Below are 18,307 nucleotides of genomic sequence, written 5' to 3'. Positions count from 1 at the left end.
AATGCTCGAGTCAGAGTGAAACGGGCCTGCGAACGCAGGCCTCATGCAGCGCGCGATTATCCAGCAGGTCGCGTGACAACGCATCAGGCTGCAACAACTATTTATGGTATAGAACCGCTTATTCATTCAGGAAAGCGGCTTTTTTAACCTTAAATTTGTAACAGTAGCGTTACAGGGCCATCATTGACGAGGTGCACCTGCATATCGGCACCGAATTGACCGGTAGCAACGTCGGCATGGCGGCCTCTGGCTTGCGTCACCAGGTAGTCGAACAGCTCGGCCCCCAGGGCCGGGGGTGCCGCCGTGGAAAAGCTGGGTCGCATGCCGTTGCGGGTGTCGGCCGCTAGTGTGAATTGCGAGACCAGCAGCAGACCGCCACCCACCTCTTTCAACGACAGGTTCATCTTGCCCTGCTCATCGCTGAACACGCGGTAGTTCAACAACTTGTGCAGCAGCTTGTCGGCATGCTCGCGGGTGTCGTCCGGCTCCACGGCCACCAGTACCAGCAGGCCTTGCTCAACAGCGCCAATGACCTGGCCCTGCACTTCCACCCGCGCGTTGCGCACCCGTTGCAACAGGCCCTTCATGCTTCTTCCAGGGGCAAGTCGAGCAGGCGCCTGGCCATCTGGTCGGCTGCGCGCACCAGGGCATCGGTAATGCCCGGTTCGGAGGCGGCATGCCCGGCATCACGAATCACCTTCAATTCGCTGTTCGGCCACGCCTGGTGCAGCTCCCAAGCGTTGTCCAGTGGGCAGATCACATCGTAGCGCCCGTGCACGATCACCGCTGGCAGGTGGGCGATCCTGGGCAGGTCGCGCACCAGCTGGTTAGGCTCGAGAAAGGCGTTGTTCATGAAGTAGTGGCATTCGATGCGGGCGATGGACAAGGCCCGTTGCGGCTCGGAGAAGCGATCCACCACCAGGGGGTTGGGCCGCAGCGTGGCCGTACGGCCCTCCCAGGTGGACCATGCCTTGGCCGCGTGCATCTGGGCAATCTGGTCAGAACCGGTCAGGCGCTTGTGGAACGCGCTGACCAAATCGCCGCGCTCCTCCGGTGGAATAGGCGCAATGTAGTCCTGCCAGTAGTCCGGGAACAGGCGGCTGGCACCTTCCTGGTAGAACCACTGTATCTCCTGAGGCCTGCACAGGAAGATCCCGCGCAGGATCAGGCCATGCACGCGTTCAGGGTGGGTCTGGGCGTAGGCCAGGGCGAGCGTGGAGCCCCATGAGCCGCCGAACAGTACCCACTTGTCGATGCCCAGGTGTTCACGGATGCGCTCCATGTCCTCCACCAGGTGCCAGGTGGTGTTGTTTTCCAGGCTGGCATGGGGAGTGGAGCGGCCGCAGCCGCGCTGGTCGAAGGTGATGATGCGGTACAGGGTGGGATCGAAATAGCACCGGCTCTGGGCATCGCAGCCTGCACCCGGGCCGCCATGAATGAAGAGCACCGGCAAACCTTCGGGTGAGCCGCTTTCATCGACGTACAGCACGTGTGGCGCTTCCACGGCCAGATCGTGCCGGGCGTAGGGTTTGATCTGCGGGTAGAGGGTCTGCATTGCGCACTCCGTGTGAAGGTTGTTCGGCCGTGAGCCATCATAAACCTGAATTGAGCGCAGAGCATGCTTGTACATCAACTCCATGCCTGGCCCGATACAGTTGCCAGGCAGACATATCTACCTCCTTTCTCCGTCCCCGGCCCTACAGAGTCCTTCACCCCATCGTGCTGAGGACTACGAAATGCCCACCCCAACCAGCGATACCCTACCCTTACAAGGTGTCCATTACTCCACCATCGCCAAGCGCATCCCCCAGTGGCTGAAAAAGAGCCCGGCCCAGACGCATCAAGCCTTGCGCAACTGGCGGCAGGCACCTGCCTGGCTGGCGTCAGCGATTACAGAGCAACCGGCCATCGCGCGTGCCTGGAGCATGGAACATGCTCAGCACCGTCAACACCAAGCGCAGGTCGCGGCGCTGTTCGAGCAGGTTGCAGACCTGAAGAGCTATGCTAGAAAGGCGTTGACCGAAGCCATCGCTGAACGCTTTGGTCTGCAGGTCGATGTCGACCGGAGCTACCTGGTGGACGCGCGCCTGATCAAGGAGCACAACGCCCTGGACGGGCGGCAGGCCGTGGAACGGGCGACCCGCTCACTGCTTCAGGCAGCCCTGCATAATTTCGAGGCATCGGCCGCCGTTGAGGGGGGCATGGATGCACCCGACGCGCTCTTGAAAAAATCGGTGATTCTCGACCACCGACGCTTCATGGGCACCGTGCCCATCACCAATGCGCTGGATATACCGGCAGAGGCCTTCGCCGACCTGTGTCGAACGCTGGACATTGGTAGGAAATATCACGACCTGATCCACGCGATCTATTACCCGGCCGCAACGGCCGACCGCAGTGCCGACGAGGTGGCCTTGGAGGTGTATCAAACACTGGGACGAACAGAGGGGTCGGCCTGGCGGCAGTCCCTGCATTACGCTCGCTTGAAGGGCGATATCAGCGAGACGTTCTACACCGCCGCGCTGGCAGTGCCGCTTGATCAAAAGCTGGACCCTTACGCCTCAGGGATCAGGTTCAGCGAGCTGCAACTCTGGGGTTGCGTACTGACGGGGGTAGTGGCCATCGACACGCAATCGGCTACCGATAGCCGCGTTGCGCTGTACATTCCCGCCGACGAGCATACTCCTCTCAAGGAGTTCGCTGATACGCAGGCCATGCATGACGCGCTGCGGGATCGGCTTCAGGCCGACATGAGCTACCTGGACAAGCATGTGCCCGAGCGCGACAAGGCGATGGTTCGACAGCGCCTGCAAGCGCGTCTGATGCCGCTGGGCTGGAGTACTCGCGGCGTGTACGAGCCCGTACTCGATCCCAATGCCAGGCTCTATCCCGTTCAAACGCCTTTCAGTCACGCGTTTGAGGGGCTCATGGCTTTTCGCAAGGTGGAACGTCATGAACAGGACATTCTCTTTCACGCCGTTCCAACCGAGATCGTCGACCGGCGTGCGGCCCAGGCTCACCGCGAACTCATTGCCGAGCGCGCATTACTGGCACTGAACATCGCCGGCTTCTTCGTGCCTGGCCTCGGTGAGGCCATGCTACTGGTGGGTATCGTCCAGCTAGCCCATGAAGTGTATGAGGGCATCGAAGCCTGGGAAGCAGACGAGCGCGACACGGCTTACGACTATCTGGTCGATGTCGTCGAGAACGTAGCGGTCATGGCTGCGCTGGCAGCTGCTGGCCATGCGCTCAAGGGAACATCGAAAGCCTCCGAGGGCGACGAACCCATCGTCGAGGAACCCGACGACGAACCCGGTGACGCGCGCACTCCCGTAGAAACCCCGTCATTCATCGAGGAGCTGGAAGACGTGGGCATGCCTGATGGGCAGGTAAGTCTGTGGAAACCTGATCTCACGCCCTATCAAATCCAGGACCCACTGCCGCAGCCAGGGGTGCCCAATGAGCAGGGCCTGTTGGTGCATGAGGGTCAACAACGGCTGATACTGCAGGGCCGCCAGTATCGGGTCGTGTCAGACGCTGGCACCGGCCAATACCGGCTGCAACACCCACGCGGCGAGCATCGCTATCAGCCACCGCTGCGCCATAATGGCGCTGGCGCGTGGATACTGGTCACGGACCGCCCAGCTACCTGGACAGGTTCGACACTGTTGCAAAGAATGGGGCACCTGAGTGCCGACTTCGATGAGCCGACGCTGCGACGAATGCTAAAGATCAGTGACACGGACGAAGATGCCGTGCGCAGGGCGCTGGTGGAGAACGAGCGGTTGCCTGCGTTGCTACAAGACACGCTGCAGCGATTCAAGCTTGACCAGTCGATAAGCCAGTTGCCCACCACGGCAGACCGATCAACCGAATTTTTCAGAGCCTACAGCCGCATGACATCGGCCCAACTGCCCGATGCCGAACCGATCATGCGTGCATACCCCGGTCTTCCAGCCGCCATTGCCGACGAGCTGGTAAGCAGCGCCAATGCCAACGAACGAGGCGTGCTGGCAAGCGGTAGGGTGCCGCTGCGGCTGAGTGAGGAAGTTCGTGTTTATCTGCAACAGGTCCGTCTGGCGCGGGCTTACGAGGGGTTGTTCCTGGTAGGGGCTCAAGGCTGGGACAGCGATCGACTGGTGCTGCACACCCTGCCCACACTCAGCAAATGGCCTGCCGAAACCAGACTACAAATCGTAAGGGGTGGGTCCTGGCCCACTCAAGCCGAGGCAGTCGGCCCCGAGCAAGGCAGCCCCCGCGTAACCATCATCCATGCCCATGCGGGGTACATCGTCCAGGATCAAGACGATCCATCTCGGCTGATAACGGCACATCCGGACCTCTTTACCGCGCTGCACGCGGCGCTGCCAGAGGTCATGGCAAAACTCGGCGCGGCTGACGCGCCGGCCCTGCAGCACCTGATGCAGGAAAGCCCGCTGCTGCCTCGCCCAGCCTTGCGCAAGGTTCTGGGCATGCGGCCGGTGCGCCCCGGCTATCGCTCACCCATGCGCCTTGCCGATGGTCGCCTGGGGTATCCGCTGAGCGGCGGTGGCCCGCAAGCCCATGCGGTCTCTCACTCACAACTCATTGCAGCGGTCGAGGCACTGGAGTTGGCGCAGCGTACCGGCCGCTCTGCCGATCAAGTGATCAATACGCTGGCCAGTGGCGGCCGCACCCGCCTGCAGATTTTCGAGCACCTGCAACGCTTGGCCGAACAGCGCACCGAACTGCAAAGCAGGCTCGATGACTGGAGCGAGGCCATCTCGCCGCCGACCGACGAGGCAGCACGCAACTACGACGCATTGCGCGAGGCGATCGTGCAGTTCTGGTATGACACGGCGTTGGACGAAGGCGACCGGAGCTCGGCCGTGTTACGCCTGGCGCATATCTCTCTGGCTGATATTCCGCTGAACTTACCCGAGTTCTTCTACCAGCGAGTGAGCAGCCTGATCTTGTATGACCTGCCCTCAGGCGCGATGGCCAGTTGGGCGCAGAACGAGCGTTTGCTGCAACGCCTGCTCCGTCAGATGCCGCAACTCGAGGCATTGGAAATCGACCGTCCCTACACACCCCGGGCAACACCCTCGGCATTCATGTTCAGCATATCCATCATTCTGGAGAACCTGCCACAGTTGCAGCGCCTGGTACTGACCAACCAGAACATTGCCTTGTCCTCCAGCGACCTAGATATGCTGGCCGGCGCCCGCCAGCTGCGTCATCTAGACCTCTCCGGGAACCGCCTGGCGCAGAATAACCGTCCGAGCTTCCACGCGCTCACACTCAATTACCTCGGGCTCGACCGCATGCAGCTGTCGCAATGGCCAATGGGCATCGGCAGCGACGCCTTGAGCCGCATCGGTGAGCTGTCGCTGCGCGACAATAACCTGCTCACGCTGCCAACGTTCCTGCTGCACGAAGCCGAATCACTTCGCCTGCCGCCGGTCATCAATCTTGAAGGCAACCCTATAAACGAAATTCACGTGCAGCGTTTGCTTATGAACGAGCAACTGGACACTTCCGGCATTCGCGTGGACCAACCGCCGTCGCTTATCGAGGGAATCACGCGCCTGCGCAACGAGCGCTCGCAGGTACGAGAAGCGCTCGAAGGCTGGGCGCAGGCATCGAGTTCCAGCAACCCTTTGACACAAACCGCCCTGGCCGAGCGTCAGCGCATTGAAACGGCGATCAACGATTTCTGGACGCATCAGGAACAGGGCCATCGATACCTCAGGCTGCAACTGGAAGACGTGTCGATTGAGCACTTCCCCAGGCGCCTGCCGCCATTCTTTGGCGAGCGTGTTCGCGCCCTGGCCTTGACTCGCCTGCGGGGCACGACTGCGCAGCTCGATGAGTTGCTCAGTCGCTTTCCAGGTATCACGCGCTTGACCATAGACGGTCATCAAGCGCCGCAATCGACACTGCCTACCGCCTTGCTGCGCTTGCCAGCGCTGGAGTACCTGGAACTGCGCAACATGAACCTGGAAATCGACCAACCCATGTTCGAGATCTTTGGTCGCCTGCCCCACCTCACCTCACTGGACCTGTCGGGCAACCGGGTGGGCGCCATCAACCACGTCCCTGCTCACCTCGCGGCGAATCTGCAGTCCCTGGTGCTGAGCAACATGGACCTGCAGGGCTGGCCAAGCTGGTGCGATCAGTTGCTGCCGCTCGAATTGCTGGACCTCAGCTCGAACAACATCACCGAACTGCCGGACCACATCCTGTCGAATCTGGATAACGCCATTCCGATTTCTTCCGTGTCCTTGCTCGACAACCCGCTGCCAGCTGCAACCATCCAGCGGGTCCGTACGTTTTCGGACAGCCACCACAGCTTCTCCTTCGCCCTGGACATTCCCAACGATCTACTGCTCACCGACGGTTCCAGTGATGGCTCCCTGGACCACCCGCATTTCCCGGTGGCCAGTGACGATACCCCCCGGATGGAGTCGTGGATGCTGGGAAATGCACTGCAAAATGAATCTTTGCAGGCATGCTGGGAGGCGCTTGCAGGCAGCGACTTGCTGCGCCTGGCAGGCCGTTTGCAAAACGCGGCCCCTTATGTGGAGCCTGCCACCCGGGGCAGCTTCTGCGAACGGGTGCGACTGATGCTGGTCGCGGCGGCGAGCAACCCGGCCGAGCGGCCATTGCTGGAAAGCATCGCTGTAGAGGCGCTGCCTGACGAGAGTGGCGCACAAACTTGCCATGACGGTGCGCTTCAGGCGTTCAACAACATCGAGTTGTACCTGATGCATCAACGTGTCGTGATTGATGCGGGGGATAGCCTGCAGCAGATGCGTCAAAGGCTGCTGCAGCTGTTCCGGGTAGAGGAACTCGAACGCCTTGCCCAGCACCGCGCGATACCGGGGGATCTGGTTTCGGTGCGCCTGGCCTACCGCCGCGAGCTGGCCAAGGAACTCGAGCTGCCCATCGCTGACCGTATGCGTTTCCGAAGTGCTGCCAACCTGGCAGCCGATGAGCTTTCGAGCGTTCTCGAACACGTGCGCAAGCGCGAACACAGCGAAGCCTTCATCGATTACCTGCTGTCCAACCAGGACTGGACCCAGCGCCTTCGCGGTGAATACGCCGAGCGGTTCGAGGAAATTGAGAACCGGTACCGCCAGCGGGTGATGGAACTGGCCAATACCAGCCATCCGCTGCAGGAAGAGGTGGTCTTGCAACAAGGCTTGCAAGTGGACCGGGAGCTCGAGGAGCAGGCACTGCTGCGCGAGCTCACGCTCAAGGAGGTCGCCAAAGACTGACGATAGACCAGGCCGCGCGTGCACCGCGCGCTGCCTGGCCGACTGGCTTCAGTTGCGATAACGCGCCTGGCCCCATGCCAGCAGCGCCTCCAGCAGCTGCTTGAGCACCGCCTGGGTTGGGCGTGCCAAGTCTTCACGGTAGGTAAAAGGTTCACGCTCTTGCATGTAGGTGCTTTGCGCGAGCTCCAGTTGGACGGCGTGAACGTGAGCGGCTGGGTTGCCGTAGTGACGGGTGATGTGCCCGCCCTTGAAGCGCCCATTGAGCACATGATCGTAACCTTGTGCCTGTTGGCAGACGTGCGTCAGCCGCTGGGCCAGGCTCGGGTCGCAACTCGCATCGTTGAAGGTCCCGAGGTTGAAGTCCGGCAGCTTGCCGTCGAACAGCCGAGGAATGTGCGAGCGGATGGAGTGGGCGTCCCAGAGCAAGACATAGCCAAACGTCTCACGCAAGCGTGCCAGCTCATGCCTGATTGCCCTGTGATAAGGGTGCCAGATGTGCTCAAGGTAGTGCTTGCGCTCTGCCGGGCTTGGCGCCAGCCCCTCCTTGAACAAAGGTTCACCCTCAAAGAGGGTGTCCGGATAGAGCCCGGTGGTGGCCCCTGCATACAGCGGCTTATCGTCCTCCGGGCGGTTGAGGTCGATGACGAAACGCGAATACTCGGCCGTCAGTACGCTGGCGCCCAGCGCCTGGGCGAAATCGTACAGACGGGGAATGTGCCAGTCCGTATCGGGCAGGCTGCGCGCCTGGTCGACCAGGCCATCGGCCACTGCCGGGGTCAGCTTCAGGCCCGCATGGGGAATGCTGATCAACAGCGGCAATTGACCCTGGTGAAAGCTCAGTACCTTGTCCATCTCGCCTCGCTCAGATATCACGTTCATGGCCGCCGCGCACCACGCGCTTGGGCAGGTCGCCGCCAAGCCAATAGGCCAGGTCGGCAGGGCGTTCTATTTGCCAGGCAACGAAGTCCGCAGCCTTGCCCGTTTCAAGGGTGCCATGGCTGCTTCCCATGCCCAGCGCGTGCGCCGCATGGGTGGTGACACCGGCAAGGGCTTCTTCAGGCGTCATGCGCATCAGGGTGCAGCCCATGTTCAGCATTAGCCGCAGCGACAGGCCCGGCGAAGTGCCCGGGTTCAGGTCGCTGGCCAGGGCGACTTTCACGCCGTGCCGGCGCAGGGCGTCCATTGGCGGAAGCTGGGTTTCGCGCAGAAAGTAGAACGCGCCGGGCAACAAGACGGCCACGGTGCCAGCCGCTGCCATGGCCATGGCATCTTCTTCTGTCATGAATTCCAGGTGATCGGCCGACAGTGCCTGGTAGCGGGCAGCCAGGCTGGAGCCGTGCAAGGAGGACAATTGTTCCGCGTGCAGCTTGACCGGCAAACCCAATTGCTGCGCCTTGATGAACAAGCGTTCAACCTGTGCGGGTGAGAAGGCCAAGTGTTCGCAGAAGGCATCCACCGCATCCACCAGCCCTTCTGCTGCCAATGCCGGCAGCATGTCATTGCAGATGTGGGCAATGTAGTCGTCGCTGCGTTCGGCGTATTCCGGCGGTAAGGCGTGGGCTGCCAGACACGTGGCCCGAACCGTGATACCCAGCTCGTCACCCAGACGTCGGGCTACACGCAGCATCTTGCGCTCGTTGGCCAGGTCCAGGCCGTAACCGGACTTGATCTCCAGGGTGGTCACGCCATCGCGCATCAACGCCTGGACGCGCTGCTGGGCGCTGGCGAACAGCATGTCTTCACTGGCGGCGCGGGTGGCCCTCACGGTACTGGCAATGCCCCCGCCCTGCGCGGCGATCTCGGCATAGCTCACACCTTGCAGCCGCTGTTCGAACTCGCCGCTGCGGTTGCCGCCGAATACCGCGTGCGTGTGGCAATCGATCAGCCCGGGCGTTACCCAGGCACCACCCAGGTCCACCGTCTGCTCGGCCCCTTCGACTGCCCAGTCGGCACGTGGGCCGATCCACAGGATTCGCCCACCACCGGTCACGATGGCGGCGTCTTCGATGATCGAATAACGGCCTTCGGCCATGGTTGCCACATGGCAGTGCTGCCAGAGGGTTTTCATGCAGGTTCTCCTTTGCTAGCGATGCAGCTCGGCGGCTTCGGCCACTGGCGCGCCCTGTCCTGTCCGCGGCTTGCACCACAGCAGGTAGGACGCCACCAGAAAGACCAGCCAGACCATGCCGACCAGCAACGCCGCCTGGGTGTCGGGGAAATAGCCAAGCACACCGAAGACAAAGACCATGAAGGCAATGGCCAACGCCGGCCCCCAGGGCCAGAACGGTACCGGAAACTTGAGCTCGGCCATCTGCTCGCGGCTCATGCTGCGCCGCATCGCCACTTGAGTGATGAGGATCATCAGCCAGACCCAGACGGTGGCGAAGGTGGCGATCGAGGCGATCAGCAGAAACACGTTTTCGGGGATCAGGTAATTGAGCAGTACGCCAACCAGCAGCGCTGCCCCCATGACCAGTACCGTCATCCACGGCACGCCATGCCTGGACAGCCGGCTAAAACCCTTGGGGGCATGCCCCTGCTGGGCCAGACCATACATCATGCGGCCCGCACCGAAGATATCGCTGTTGATGGCCGAAACGGCCGCGGAGATCACCACCACGTTCAGCACCGCAGCCGCAGAGCCGATCCCCAGGTTACTGAAGATCTGCACGAAGGGGCTGCCCTGGCTGCCAATCTGCGGCCAGGGGTACAGACACATCAGCACGAACAGGGTGAGTACATAGAACAGCAGGATGCGCAGGGGCACGGCGTTGATCGCCTTGGGAATCACCCGTTGCGGATCCTTGGCCTCGCCTGCGGTCACCCCGATGATCTCGATGCCGCCGAAGGCGAACATCACCACTGCGAACGAGGCGATCAGCCCGGCGACACCGTTAGGCATGAAACCACCATGGTCGAACAGGTTGCCCAGGCCCACGGCCTGCCCGCTGCCCACCTGGCTGAAGCCGAACGCCATGATGCCCAGGCCCGCCAGGATCATGGCCACGATCGCCCCCACCTTGAGCAAGGACAGCCAGAATTCCAGCTCGCCGAACACCTTGACGTTGCACAGGTTGAGCGCGCCGATGAACAAGACTATGCCCAGCACCCATGTCCAGCGGGCGACCTCCGGGAACCAGAAGCCCATGTAGATACCGAACGCCGTCACGTCGGCAATGGCGACGATGACCATCTCGAACGCGTAGGTCCAGCCGAGGATGAAGCCGGCCATGGGGCCCAGGTAGGTGCTGGCATAGTGACCGAACGACCCGGCTACGGGGTTGTGTACGGCCATCTCGCCCAATGCCCGCATGACCATGAATACCGCTGCGCCGCCAATCAGGTAAGCCAGCAATACCGCCGGGCCGGCCATCTGGATGGCCGAGGCCGAGCCATAGAACAGGCCGGTACCGATAGCCGAGCCGAGGGCCATGAAACGAATGTGGCGGGCAGTCAGCCCGCGCTTTAGACCTTGTGCAGGTTGCATGTCACGTCCTTGAATTGTTTTTGTGGTCGTGAGATCCGGGGGCCGCCACCAAAGGCCCCCAAGGGCATTACAGACTCGGGAGCACGCCCGCTGGCAACAGCGCGGTCAGGCTGCCTTCGGCCAGCAGGTGCACGGCCTTTTCGATGTCCGGTGCAAAGAACCGGTCGCGGTCGTAGTGCGGCACTTCACAGCGCAACGCCTGGCGTGCTTGCTCAAGCTTGGCGGAGGTCTTGAGCCCTTTGCGCAGATCCAGGCCCTGGCAGGCGCCCAACCATTCGATCGCCAGCACGCCCCGGGTATTTTCGGCCATTTCCCATAGACGTTTGCCGGCAGCCGGAGCCATTGACACATGGTCCTCCTGGTTGGCGGAGGTCGGCAGGCTGTCGACGCTGTGGGGATGCGACAGGGCCTTGTTCTCGCTTGCCAGGGCAGCGGCGGTGACCTGGGCAATCATGAAGCCGGAGTTGACCCCACCGTTTTCTACCAGGAAAGGCGGCAGTTGGGACATGTGCTTGTCCATCATCAGCGAGATGCGGCGCTCGCTCAACGAGCCCATTTCGGCGATGGCCAAGGCGATGTTGTCGGCGGCCATCGCCACCGGCTCGGCATGGAAATTACCCCCTGAAACCACGTCGCCTTCGGCGGCGAACACCAAAGGGTTGTCCGACACAGCATTGGCCTCGACGCCGAGCACCTCGGCAGCCTGGCGCAGTTGGGTGAGGCAGGCGCCCATCACTTGTGGTTGGCAGCGCAGCGAGTAAGGATCCTGGACCTTGTCGCAGTTCTGGTGCGAGAGCGATACCTCGCTGGTGTCCCCCAGCAGGTCCCGGAAGCAGGCAGCGGTGTCGATCTGCCCGCGCTGGCCGCGCACTTCATGGATACGGGCATCGAAGGGCGAGCGCGAACCAAGGGCGGCTTCCACGCTGAGCGCGCCGCAGGTGACCGCGGCGGCGAACAGGTCCTCGCCATGGAATAGCCCGCGCAGGGCATAGGCCGTGGAGGCCTGGGTGCCATTGAGCAGGGCGAGCCCCTCTTTGGCGGCCAGGGTCAACGGCTCAAGGCCAGCGATGGCCAGGGCCTCGGTAGCCGCAAGCCACTGGCCCTTATAGCGCGCCTTGCCCTCCCCCAGCAGTACCAGGGACATGTGGGCCAGCGGCGCGAGATCACCGGAAGCGCCGACCGAGCCTTTGAGGGGGATGTGAGGATAGACCTCGGCGTTGACCAGCGCGATCAGCGCGTCGATGACCTTGCGGCGAATACCGGAAAAGCCGCGGCTCAGGCTGTTGATCTTCAGCACCATGATCAATCGGACCAAAGCGTCATCGAGGGGCGCGCCGATCCCGGCAGCATGGGACAGCACCAGCGAACGCTGCAGGTTTTCCAGGTCGTGGCTGGCGATGCGGGTCGATGCCAGCAGCCCGAAACCTGTGTTGATGCCATAGGCGGTACGGTCCTGCGCGATGATCTGTTCGACGCAGGCCACGCTGGCATCGATGGCCAGGCCGGCGCTGGCGTCGAGCTGAAGCCTTACTGGGCCTGCATGCACAGTGCGCAGTTGCGCCAGGGTCAGGCAGCCGGGCTTGAGGGTAAGTTCGGTCACGTTGCTACTCCAGTTCGCGAGGCATGGCAGGCAGCGCCAGCCCGCCTCTTCTTGTTGTTGAGTATCACCTTGTGGGGCATTGCAGAGGACAGTGATCAGCCGGTGATCATCGGCAGGTCCAGCCCCTGCGCTTGCGCGCACTCAATGGCGATAGCGTAACCGGCATCGGCGTGACGCATGACACCGGTGCCTGGATCATTGGCCAGCACGCGAGCGATACGGGCGGCCGCCTCGTCGCTGCCATCACAGACGATGACCATGCCCGAATGCTGGGAGAAGCCCATGCCGACACCGCCGCCATGGTGCAGCGACACCCAGGTGGCACCGCTGGCGGTATTGAGCAGGGCATTGAGCAATGGCCAATCGGAGACCGCGTCGGAGCCATCGCGCATGGCCTCGGTTTCGCGGTTGGGGCTGGCTACCGAACCCGAATCGAGGTGGTCGCGTCCGATCACGATCGGTGCCGACAGCTCACCACTGCGCACCATTTCGTTGAACGCCAGGCCCAGCTTGGCCCGCAGCCCCAGCCCTACCCAGCAGATGCGGGCCGGCAAGCCCTGGAAACTGATGCGCTCGCGGGCCATGTCCAGCCAGCGGTGCAGGTGGGCGTCATCGGGGATCAGTTCCTTGACCTTGGCATCGGTCTTGTAGATGTCTTCGGCATCGCCCGACAACGCTGCCCAGCGGAAGGGGCCGATGCCGCGGCAGAACAGTGGGCGAATGTAAGCCGGCACGAAACCTGGGAAATCGAACGCGTTGGCCACACCCTCTTCCTTGGCCATCTGGCGGATGTTGTTGCCGTAGTCGAAAGTGGGGACGCCCTGCTGCTGAAAATCGAGCATGGCCTGCACATGCACGGCCATCGATTGCTTGGCCGCCTTGACCACGGCTACCGGGTCGGTCTGGGCGCGGTCGCGGTACTGCTCCCAGGTCCAGCCGGCAGGTAGGTAGCCGTTGAGCGGGTCATGCGCGCTGGTCTGGTCGGTGACCATGTCTGGCCGCACCCCGCGCCTGACCAACTCAGGCAACACTTCGGCCGCGTTGCCATGCAAGGCAATGGAAATGGCCTTGCCTTCGGCGGTGTAGCGGGCGATGCGCGCCAGGGCGTCGTCCAGGTCCGTGGCCTGCTCATCGACATAGCGGGTTTGCAGGCGGAAATCGATACGGCTTTGCTGGCACTCGATATTCAGCGAGCAAGCCCCGGCCAGGGTCGCGGCCAATGGCTGGGCCCCACCCATGCCGCCCAAGCCTGCGGTCAGCACCCACTTGCCCTTCAGGCTGCCGCCATAGTGCTGGCGACCCGCCTCCACGAAGGTTTCGTAAGTGCCTTGCACGATGCCCTGGCTACCGATGTAGATCCAGCTGCCCGCGGTCATCTGGCCGTACATGGCCAGGCCCTTGGCGTCGAGTTCGTTGAAGTGCTCCCAGCTGGCCCAGTGAGGGACCAGGTTCGAGTTGGCAATCAGCACGCGTGGGGCGTTGCTGTGGGTCTTGAACACGCCGACCGGCTTGCCGGACTGGACCAGCAAGGTTTCGTCGTCTTCCAGACGGGTCAGGGTTTCGACGATCTTGTCGTAGCAGTCCCAGTTGCGCGCGGCCCGGCCGATGCCACCGTACACCACCAGCTCCTTGGGGTTTTCGGCGACCTGCGGGTCGAGGTTGTTCATCAACATGCGCAGTGGCGCTTCAGTCAGCCAGCTTTTGGCAGTGAGCGTATTGCCACGCGGGGCACGGATTTCAACGTCACGGTATTTGTTGTTGTCGGTCACGGGAATGTCCTTTGCGGTCGGCTGCAGCAGATATGTCGTGGAGCAATACAAACACATCTTTACTTGTATGTACAAGCATGGACAAGTGAAATTCTCAAACCGTGTCGCTGCAAGCGATGCCAGCCCAGGGTCAGCTCAACGGGGATCGAGTTCGATCAGGCAGCACCGCCCCTGTACGTCCAACGCCAGCAACGCTTCGTTGCCTTCCAGTTGCAGGCAGTCATGCTGCTCCAATTGCAGGGCCTGTTGCCCCGCCTTAACGTCTACCGCTTGGCTGCCGGCAAACAGCAGCACGGTCGAAGCCGAGGTGTGCACACGATTGAAACCTTCCAGCCATTGCAAGCGTGCCCGATAGCGCTGCGGTGCATAGATGAGGTTGAAATCACGAATCGGCCCGCCGATCAGTTGGCAATCGACCTCGCTTGCCCCGTCGAATGCAAACCCGTCGAAGGGCACCAACGGCCGGCTGGGTTGGCCGTCTACCAACAGACGCATGCCATCGCCCTGCAGCACGGTGATGATCCGCTGGTAGCCGGCGAAGCTCGAAAAGGCACCCGACGCCTGGATATCGGCAATCGACAGGCGCCAGCCGAAACCGTCCAGGCCCTGGCCTTGGTCACGGGCGATTTCCTCGGTGAAGCCGCCGCCGTTTTTCCAGGCCATGCGCGGGTAGCCCCGCGCCTGCAATACATGCACTCGGCTCATTTGCCAAAACGTCCTTCCAGGCGGTGGCGCGAACCGGGGTGAATCAGCCGCGCGGCCGTGACCGGCTGGCGCCCGGACCAGGTACGGCGGCGGATGAGCAGGCATGGCTCGCCGCGTTCGATTTGCAGGAGCTGGCACTCCTCGGGCTCTGCCAGGATCGCCTCGACCACATGCTCACCCTCTGTCAGCGGGGCTACCTGGGACAGATAGGCATAAGGCGTCTGACGGGTGAAGTCCTGCAGCAGATATTCGGGCGCCACGGCCGCGTTGACGTAGCGATCCTCGATCTGCACCGGGGTATCGTTCTCGAAATGCACGATCAGCGAATGAAACACCCGCTGGCCTTCGCGCATGTTCAAGGCCAGCGCTCGCTCGGAACCTGCCGCTTCCTCGGCAAGCACCACGACCTGACAACTATGCCGATGCCCACGCGCGGCGATTTCATCGGCGATGTTGTTCACTTCGAACAGCGCCGAGCGGCCTTTGGGTTCGGCTACGAAGGTGCCGACACCTTGCATGCGCACCAACAGCCCTTCGGCTGTGAGCTCGCGCAGGGCGCGATTGATGGTCATGCGGCTGAAGCCCAGTTGGCTGACCAGTTCGCTTTCCGATGGCACACGGTGATGCGGCGGCCAGCTACCGTCATCGATGTGCTGCTTGATCATCTGTTTGACCCGCGCGTACAGCGGCGCCGGGCCCTCGCCCATGGGGGCAACCAGCGCGTTGACAGGAGGTGTCGGCACGGCCAGGAATCCTTGTGCATAAGAAATGAGCATTAGCTTGCCGGAGTTTACCCGGCAGGCAAACGCCTGTATATGTATATACAACCTAACAAAAACAGGAGCCTGTAATGCCCGCCTATTTTGCCCAACGTGCCTTGTTGCCCTCAGGGTGGGCCCGCGATGTGCGCTTCGACGTCGGCGTGGACGGGTACCTGACGCGGGTTGAAGCCGACGCTTGCGCCGACGGCGCAGAGCATCTGGCGGGCCCCGTACTGCCCGGTATGCCGAATGTGCATTCCCATGCGTTCCAGCGCGCCATGGCCGGGCTTGCCGAAGTCGCCGGCGACCCCAGTGACAGCTTCTGGACCTGGCGCGACCTCATGTACCGCCTGGTCGGGCAGATCACAGCTGAGCAGTTGCAGGTCATCGCCCGCCAGCTCTACATCGAGATGCTCAAAGCGGGCTATACCGCGGTGGCGGAGTTCCATTACGTGCACCACGATCAGGCAGGTAATGCGTATGCAGACCCGACCGAGTTGTCTCGCCGGATCAGCGCAGCGGCCGCGCAGAGCGGTATCGGCCTGACCCTGCTGCCGGTGCTTTATAGCCATGCAGGCTTTGGCGGCCAGACGCCAAGCGCTGGCCAACGCCGGTTCATCCAGTCCACCGACCACTACCTGCAACTGCAGGCGCGACTGGCGCCGCTGGTGGCCGCGCAACCGGCTCAGAGGCTGGGCTTGTGCTTTCACTCGCTGCGGGCTGTGACGCCTGGGCAAATCGCCGAGGTGTTGGCAGCCAGTGACGATCAATGCCCGGTGCACATTCATATTGCCGAGCAGCAACGGGAAGTCGATGACTGCCTGGCCTGGAGCGGTCTGCGGCCCTTGCAATGGCTGTATGAACACGTGGCCGTGGATGAGCGCTGGTGCCTGGTACACGCCACCCACGCCCAGCCCGACGAAGTGACAGCCATGGCCCGCAGCGGCGCCGTGGCGGGATTGTGCCTGACGACCGAAGCCAACCTGGGCGACGGCATTTTCCCGGCTGCGGATTACCTTGCGCAGGGCGGGCGCCTGGGGATTGGTTCGGACAGCCATGTCTCGCTAAGCGTGGTCGAAGAGCTGCGCTGGCTGGAATACGGCCAACGCCTGCGCGACCAAAGGCGCAACCGCTTGCATCGCCATGATCAACCCATGGTCGGGCGCACCTTGCTTGACGCTGCGTGGGCAGGGGGTGCACAGGCGCTGGGCCAGCCCATTGGCGAACTGGCTGTAGGCAAGCGCGCCGACTGGCTGGTGCTTGATGATCAGGACCCCTACATCGCCACAACCGATGGCGACGGCATTCTCAATCGGTGGCTGTTTGCCGGCGGCGATCGGCAGGTGCGCGACGTGATGGTCAATGGACAGTGGGTGGTACGCCAAGGCCATCATCTGCAAGAGGAGCAAAGCCGGGCGGCATTCGCTCAGGTGCTGCGGCAGCTTTTGGGATGAAGGGATCGAGGCCGCGTAGTGGCGACCGCGATTCAAGCTGAGGCAGTACAGGAGAACCCGGTAGGCTTGACGTTCCTTTCGGCCCACCACGCCTGCAACGTCCTCAGTGCATCTTGACGATCTGCTGATCGGAAGCTCGCCAAATCAACCGGCTGGTGTCGTAGCCCTGCTGGCGAGCCTTGGCCAGCAAGTGCTCGCGCTCCCAGGCCGGCAAGCTGGGCGTGCGTGACAGAATCCACAAGTATTTGCGGTCCGGGCTGCCGACGACCGCGGTGCGGTACCGCTCGTCCACGTACAAGATCCAGTATTCGCCCCTGGCAACGCCCGGGACCAGCCGTGTGAACCAGTTATCGAACTCGACCCACAGCCTGTCGGTATGACCTGGCGCCTCGATATAGGCGCGGCCCTCGGCACGCAACCACTCGTCACCCAGGGTGCGGCAGCGGTTCAGCAGACCGAACGACCCGTCGGGCCGTAGGTTGTAATGCGCCTCGGACTGTTCGCAGCCGGCCTGATAGCGCATGGGCAAGCGTGCAAGCTCGTACCACTTGCCCTGATAACGCTTGAGATCAACCTGCCCTGCGGTTTTCGGTGCAAGCGGGTCATTCATCGACCCCGCGCACCCGCCGAGCAAGAGGGTTAGGCACAGACCCAACAGCAGACCGACAGCCCTCATTTGAGGCCCTGCCCGGAATACATCAAGACTTTGTTCGACGCGTACTGCACGCTGATGAAGCTACGTTCGTCCCCCCACGTGCAACTGCTCATGCCCAAAGCGCCCGAGCACTCGGTTGGCGTGCCGAGCAATTGCTCGACGTCGGCCTTGCTCATGCCAGCCTTGAGTTTGGAATAGTTTTCCTGATTGATCTTGCTGCAGGCGACAAGCACGACACACAGCGACAACAGGGCGAGGGAACGCAACGACATGAAGACACTCCTGAACGAGGGAGCAGGCGAGTGGCCTGCAGTGCCCTTCGACGGGAAAATGCCTCCCAGGTTCCCTGGTGGGCCTGCCCATGACTGCTACCGCTGATCGGGAAAACGGCTTATTCGAATGAGCCTCCGGGGGATGGGTGTGTTCTGTATGGGGTTTTATATGCTTGGGCTAGCCCTGAAATAGCGGACACCACTGGGGCCGCTGTGCGGCCCATCGCGGCCGGTCCGGCGCCCCGGCGAGGCCGCTCCTTGTATCTCGACTTTTGTCTCGTTGCAGGCCAAAGTTCTCGACTGATCATCGAGGGAAAGCCTTGAAGCAGCGCCGCTCCTAAGGCC

General features: G+C 62.4%; 13 protein-coding genes. 2 read left to right on the top strand and 11 right to left on the bottom strand.

Annotated features, from left to right (window positions below; translation table 11 throughout):
- Positions 1-149: 149 nt before the first annotated feature.
- Both dtd and pip read right to left on the bottom strand, forming a co-directional pair.
- Positions 150-587, bottom strand: a complete 438-nt coding sequence (gene dtd, locus ACF8GB_RS16610; RefSeq protein ID WP_058604273.1) for a D-aminoacyl-tRNA deacylase — start codon at positions 585-587, stop codon at positions 150-152.
- Complete coding sequence (gene pip, locus ACF8GB_RS16605; RefSeq protein ID WP_058604272.1) at positions 584-1,555, bottom strand: prolyl aminopeptidase; 972 nt, start codon at positions 1,553-1,555, stop codon at positions 584-586. Before pip ends, dtd begins: the two co-directional genes overlap by 4 nt.
- A gap of 181 nt (positions 1,556-1,736) precedes the next feature.
- On the opposite strand from pip, the gene ACF8GB_RS16600 reads away from it, so the two are divergent.
- Positions 1,737-7,259, top strand: a complete 5,523-nt coding sequence (locus ACF8GB_RS16600; RefSeq protein ID WP_392527336.1) for a dermonecrotic toxin domain-containing protein — start codon at positions 1,737-1,739, stop codon at positions 7,257-7,259.
- 48 nt (positions 7,260-7,307) lie between these two features.
- Here the strand turns inward: ACF8GB_RS16600 and hutG are convergent, their stop codons facing one another.
- From hutG to hutC, 7 genes are all read right to left on the bottom strand, one after another.
- On the bottom strand, positions 7,308-8,111 hold the full coding sequence (hutG, locus tag ACF8GB_RS16595) for an N-formylglutamate deformylase (protein WP_058639865.1): 804 nt from the start codon (positions 8,109-8,111) through the stop codon (positions 7,308-7,310).
- 10 nt (positions 8,112-8,121) lie between these two features.
- Positions 8,122-9,327: an imidazolonepropionase gene (hutI, locus tag ACF8GB_RS16590; protein ID WP_145253749.1), complete on the bottom strand. Its 1,206-nt coding sequence runs from the start codon at positions 9,325-9,327 to the stop codon at positions 8,122-8,124.
- A gap of 15 nt (positions 9,328-9,342) precedes the next feature.
- On the bottom strand, positions 9,343-10,746 hold the full coding sequence (locus ACF8GB_RS16585; RefSeq protein ID WP_058639863.1) for an amino acid permease: 1,404 nt from the start codon (positions 10,744-10,746) through the stop codon (positions 9,343-9,345).
- Positions 10,747-10,813: 67 nt separating this feature from the next.
- On the bottom strand, positions 10,814-12,346 hold the full coding sequence (gene hutH, locus ACF8GB_RS16580; protein ID WP_058639862.1) for a histidine ammonia-lyase: 1,533 nt from the start codon (positions 12,344-12,346) through the stop codon (positions 10,814-10,816).
- Positions 12,347-12,441: 95 nt separating this feature from the next.
- Positions 12,442-14,115 carry a urocanate hydratase gene (gene hutU, locus ACF8GB_RS16575; protein WP_058604267.1) on the bottom strand — a complete coding sequence of 558 codons (1,674 nt, stop codon included), beginning with the start codon at positions 14,113-14,115 and terminating at the stop codon, positions 12,442-12,444.
- 135 nt (positions 14,116-14,250) lie between these two features.
- Positions 14,251-14,820 (bottom strand): HutD family protein, encoded by a 570-nt coding sequence (locus ACF8GB_RS16570; RefSeq protein ID WP_196186586.1) that lies wholly within the window; start codon positions 14,818-14,820, stop codon positions 14,251-14,253.
- The gene (gene hutC, locus ACF8GB_RS16565) at positions 14,817-15,527 is read right to left on the bottom strand and encodes a histidine utilization repressor (protein ID WP_173645899.1); all 711 of its coding nucleotides are present in this window, start codon (positions 15,525-15,527) and stop codon (positions 14,817-14,819) included. Before hutC ends, ACF8GB_RS16570 begins: the two co-directional genes overlap by 4 nt.
- 143 nt (positions 15,528-15,670) lie before the next feature.
- Here hutC and ACF8GB_RS16560 point away from each other — a divergent pair, with 143 nt between their 5' ends.
- The gene (locus ACF8GB_RS16560) at positions 15,671-17,035 is read left to right on the top strand and encodes a formimidoylglutamate deiminase (protein ID WP_145253761.1); all 1,365 of its coding nucleotides are present in this window, start codon (positions 15,671-15,673) and stop codon (positions 17,033-17,035) included.
- A gap of 103 nt (positions 17,036-17,138) precedes the next feature.
- On the opposite strand, the gene ACF8GB_RS16555 is transcribed toward ACF8GB_RS16560, so the two are convergent.
- Positions 17,139-17,711, bottom strand: coding sequence for a lipocalin family protein (locus ACF8GB_RS16555; RefSeq protein ID WP_058604264.1), 573 nt, complete (start codon positions 17,709-17,711; stop codon positions 17,139-17,141).
- On the bottom strand, positions 17,708-17,962 hold the full coding sequence (gene bamE / locus ACF8GB_RS16550; protein ID WP_058604263.1) for an outer membrane protein assembly factor BamE: 255 nt from the start codon (positions 17,960-17,962) through the stop codon (positions 17,708-17,710). The genes ACF8GB_RS16555 and bamE overlap by 4 nt, the downstream gene beginning before the upstream one ends.
- Positions 17,963-18,307 lie beyond the last annotated feature (345 nt).

This window comes from Pseudomonas sp. xss_4, from assembly GCF_043104125.1.
Lineage (GTDB): Bacteria > Pseudomonadota > Gammaproteobacteria > Pseudomonadales > Pseudomonadaceae > Aquipseudomonas > Aquipseudomonas parafulva_B.
This window is presented reverse-complemented; position numbering and strand designations above follow the sequence as displayed.

Coding starts and splice junctions, on each gene's coding strand:
- dtd (WP_058604273.1), bottom strand. CDS start 587: ATGAAGGGCCTGTTGCAACGGGTGCGCAACGCGCGGGTGGAAGTGCAG.
- pip (WP_058604272.1), bottom strand. CDS start 1,555: ATGCAGACCCTCTACCCGCAGATCAAACCCTACGCCCGGCACGATCTG.
- ACF8GB_RS16600 (WP_392527336.1), top strand. CDS start 1,737: ATGCCCACCCCAACCAGCGATACCCTACCCTTACAAGGTGTCCATTAC.
- hutG (WP_058639865.1), bottom strand. CDS start 8,111: ATGGACAAGGTACTGAGCTTTCACCAGGGTCAATTGCCGCTGTTGATC.
- hutI (WP_145253749.1), bottom strand. CDS start 9,327: ATGAAAACCCTCTGGCAGCACTGCCATGTGGCAACCATGGCCGAAGGC.
- ACF8GB_RS16585 (WP_058639863.1), bottom strand. CDS start 10,746: ATGCAACCTGCACAAGGTCTAAAGCGCGGGCTGACTGCCCGCCACATT.
- ACF8GB_RS16570 (WP_196186586.1), bottom strand. CDS start 14,820: ATGAGCCGAGTGCATGTATTGCAGGCGCGGGGCTACCCGCGCATGGCC.
- hutC (WP_173645899.1), bottom strand. CDS start 15,527: ATGGGCGAGGGCCCGGCGCCGCTGTACGCGCGGGTCAAACAGATGATC.
- ACF8GB_RS16560 (WP_145253761.1), top strand. CDS start 15,671: ATGCCCGCCTATTTTGCCCAACGTGCCTTGTTGCCCTCAGGGTGGGCC.
- ACF8GB_RS16555 (WP_058604264.1), bottom strand. CDS start 17,711: ATGAGGGCTGTCGGTCTGCTGTTGGGTCTGTGCCTAACCCTCTTGCTC.
- bamE (WP_058604263.1), bottom strand. CDS start 17,962: ATGTCGTTGCGTTCCCTCGCCCTGTTGTCGCTGTGTGTCGTGCTTGTC.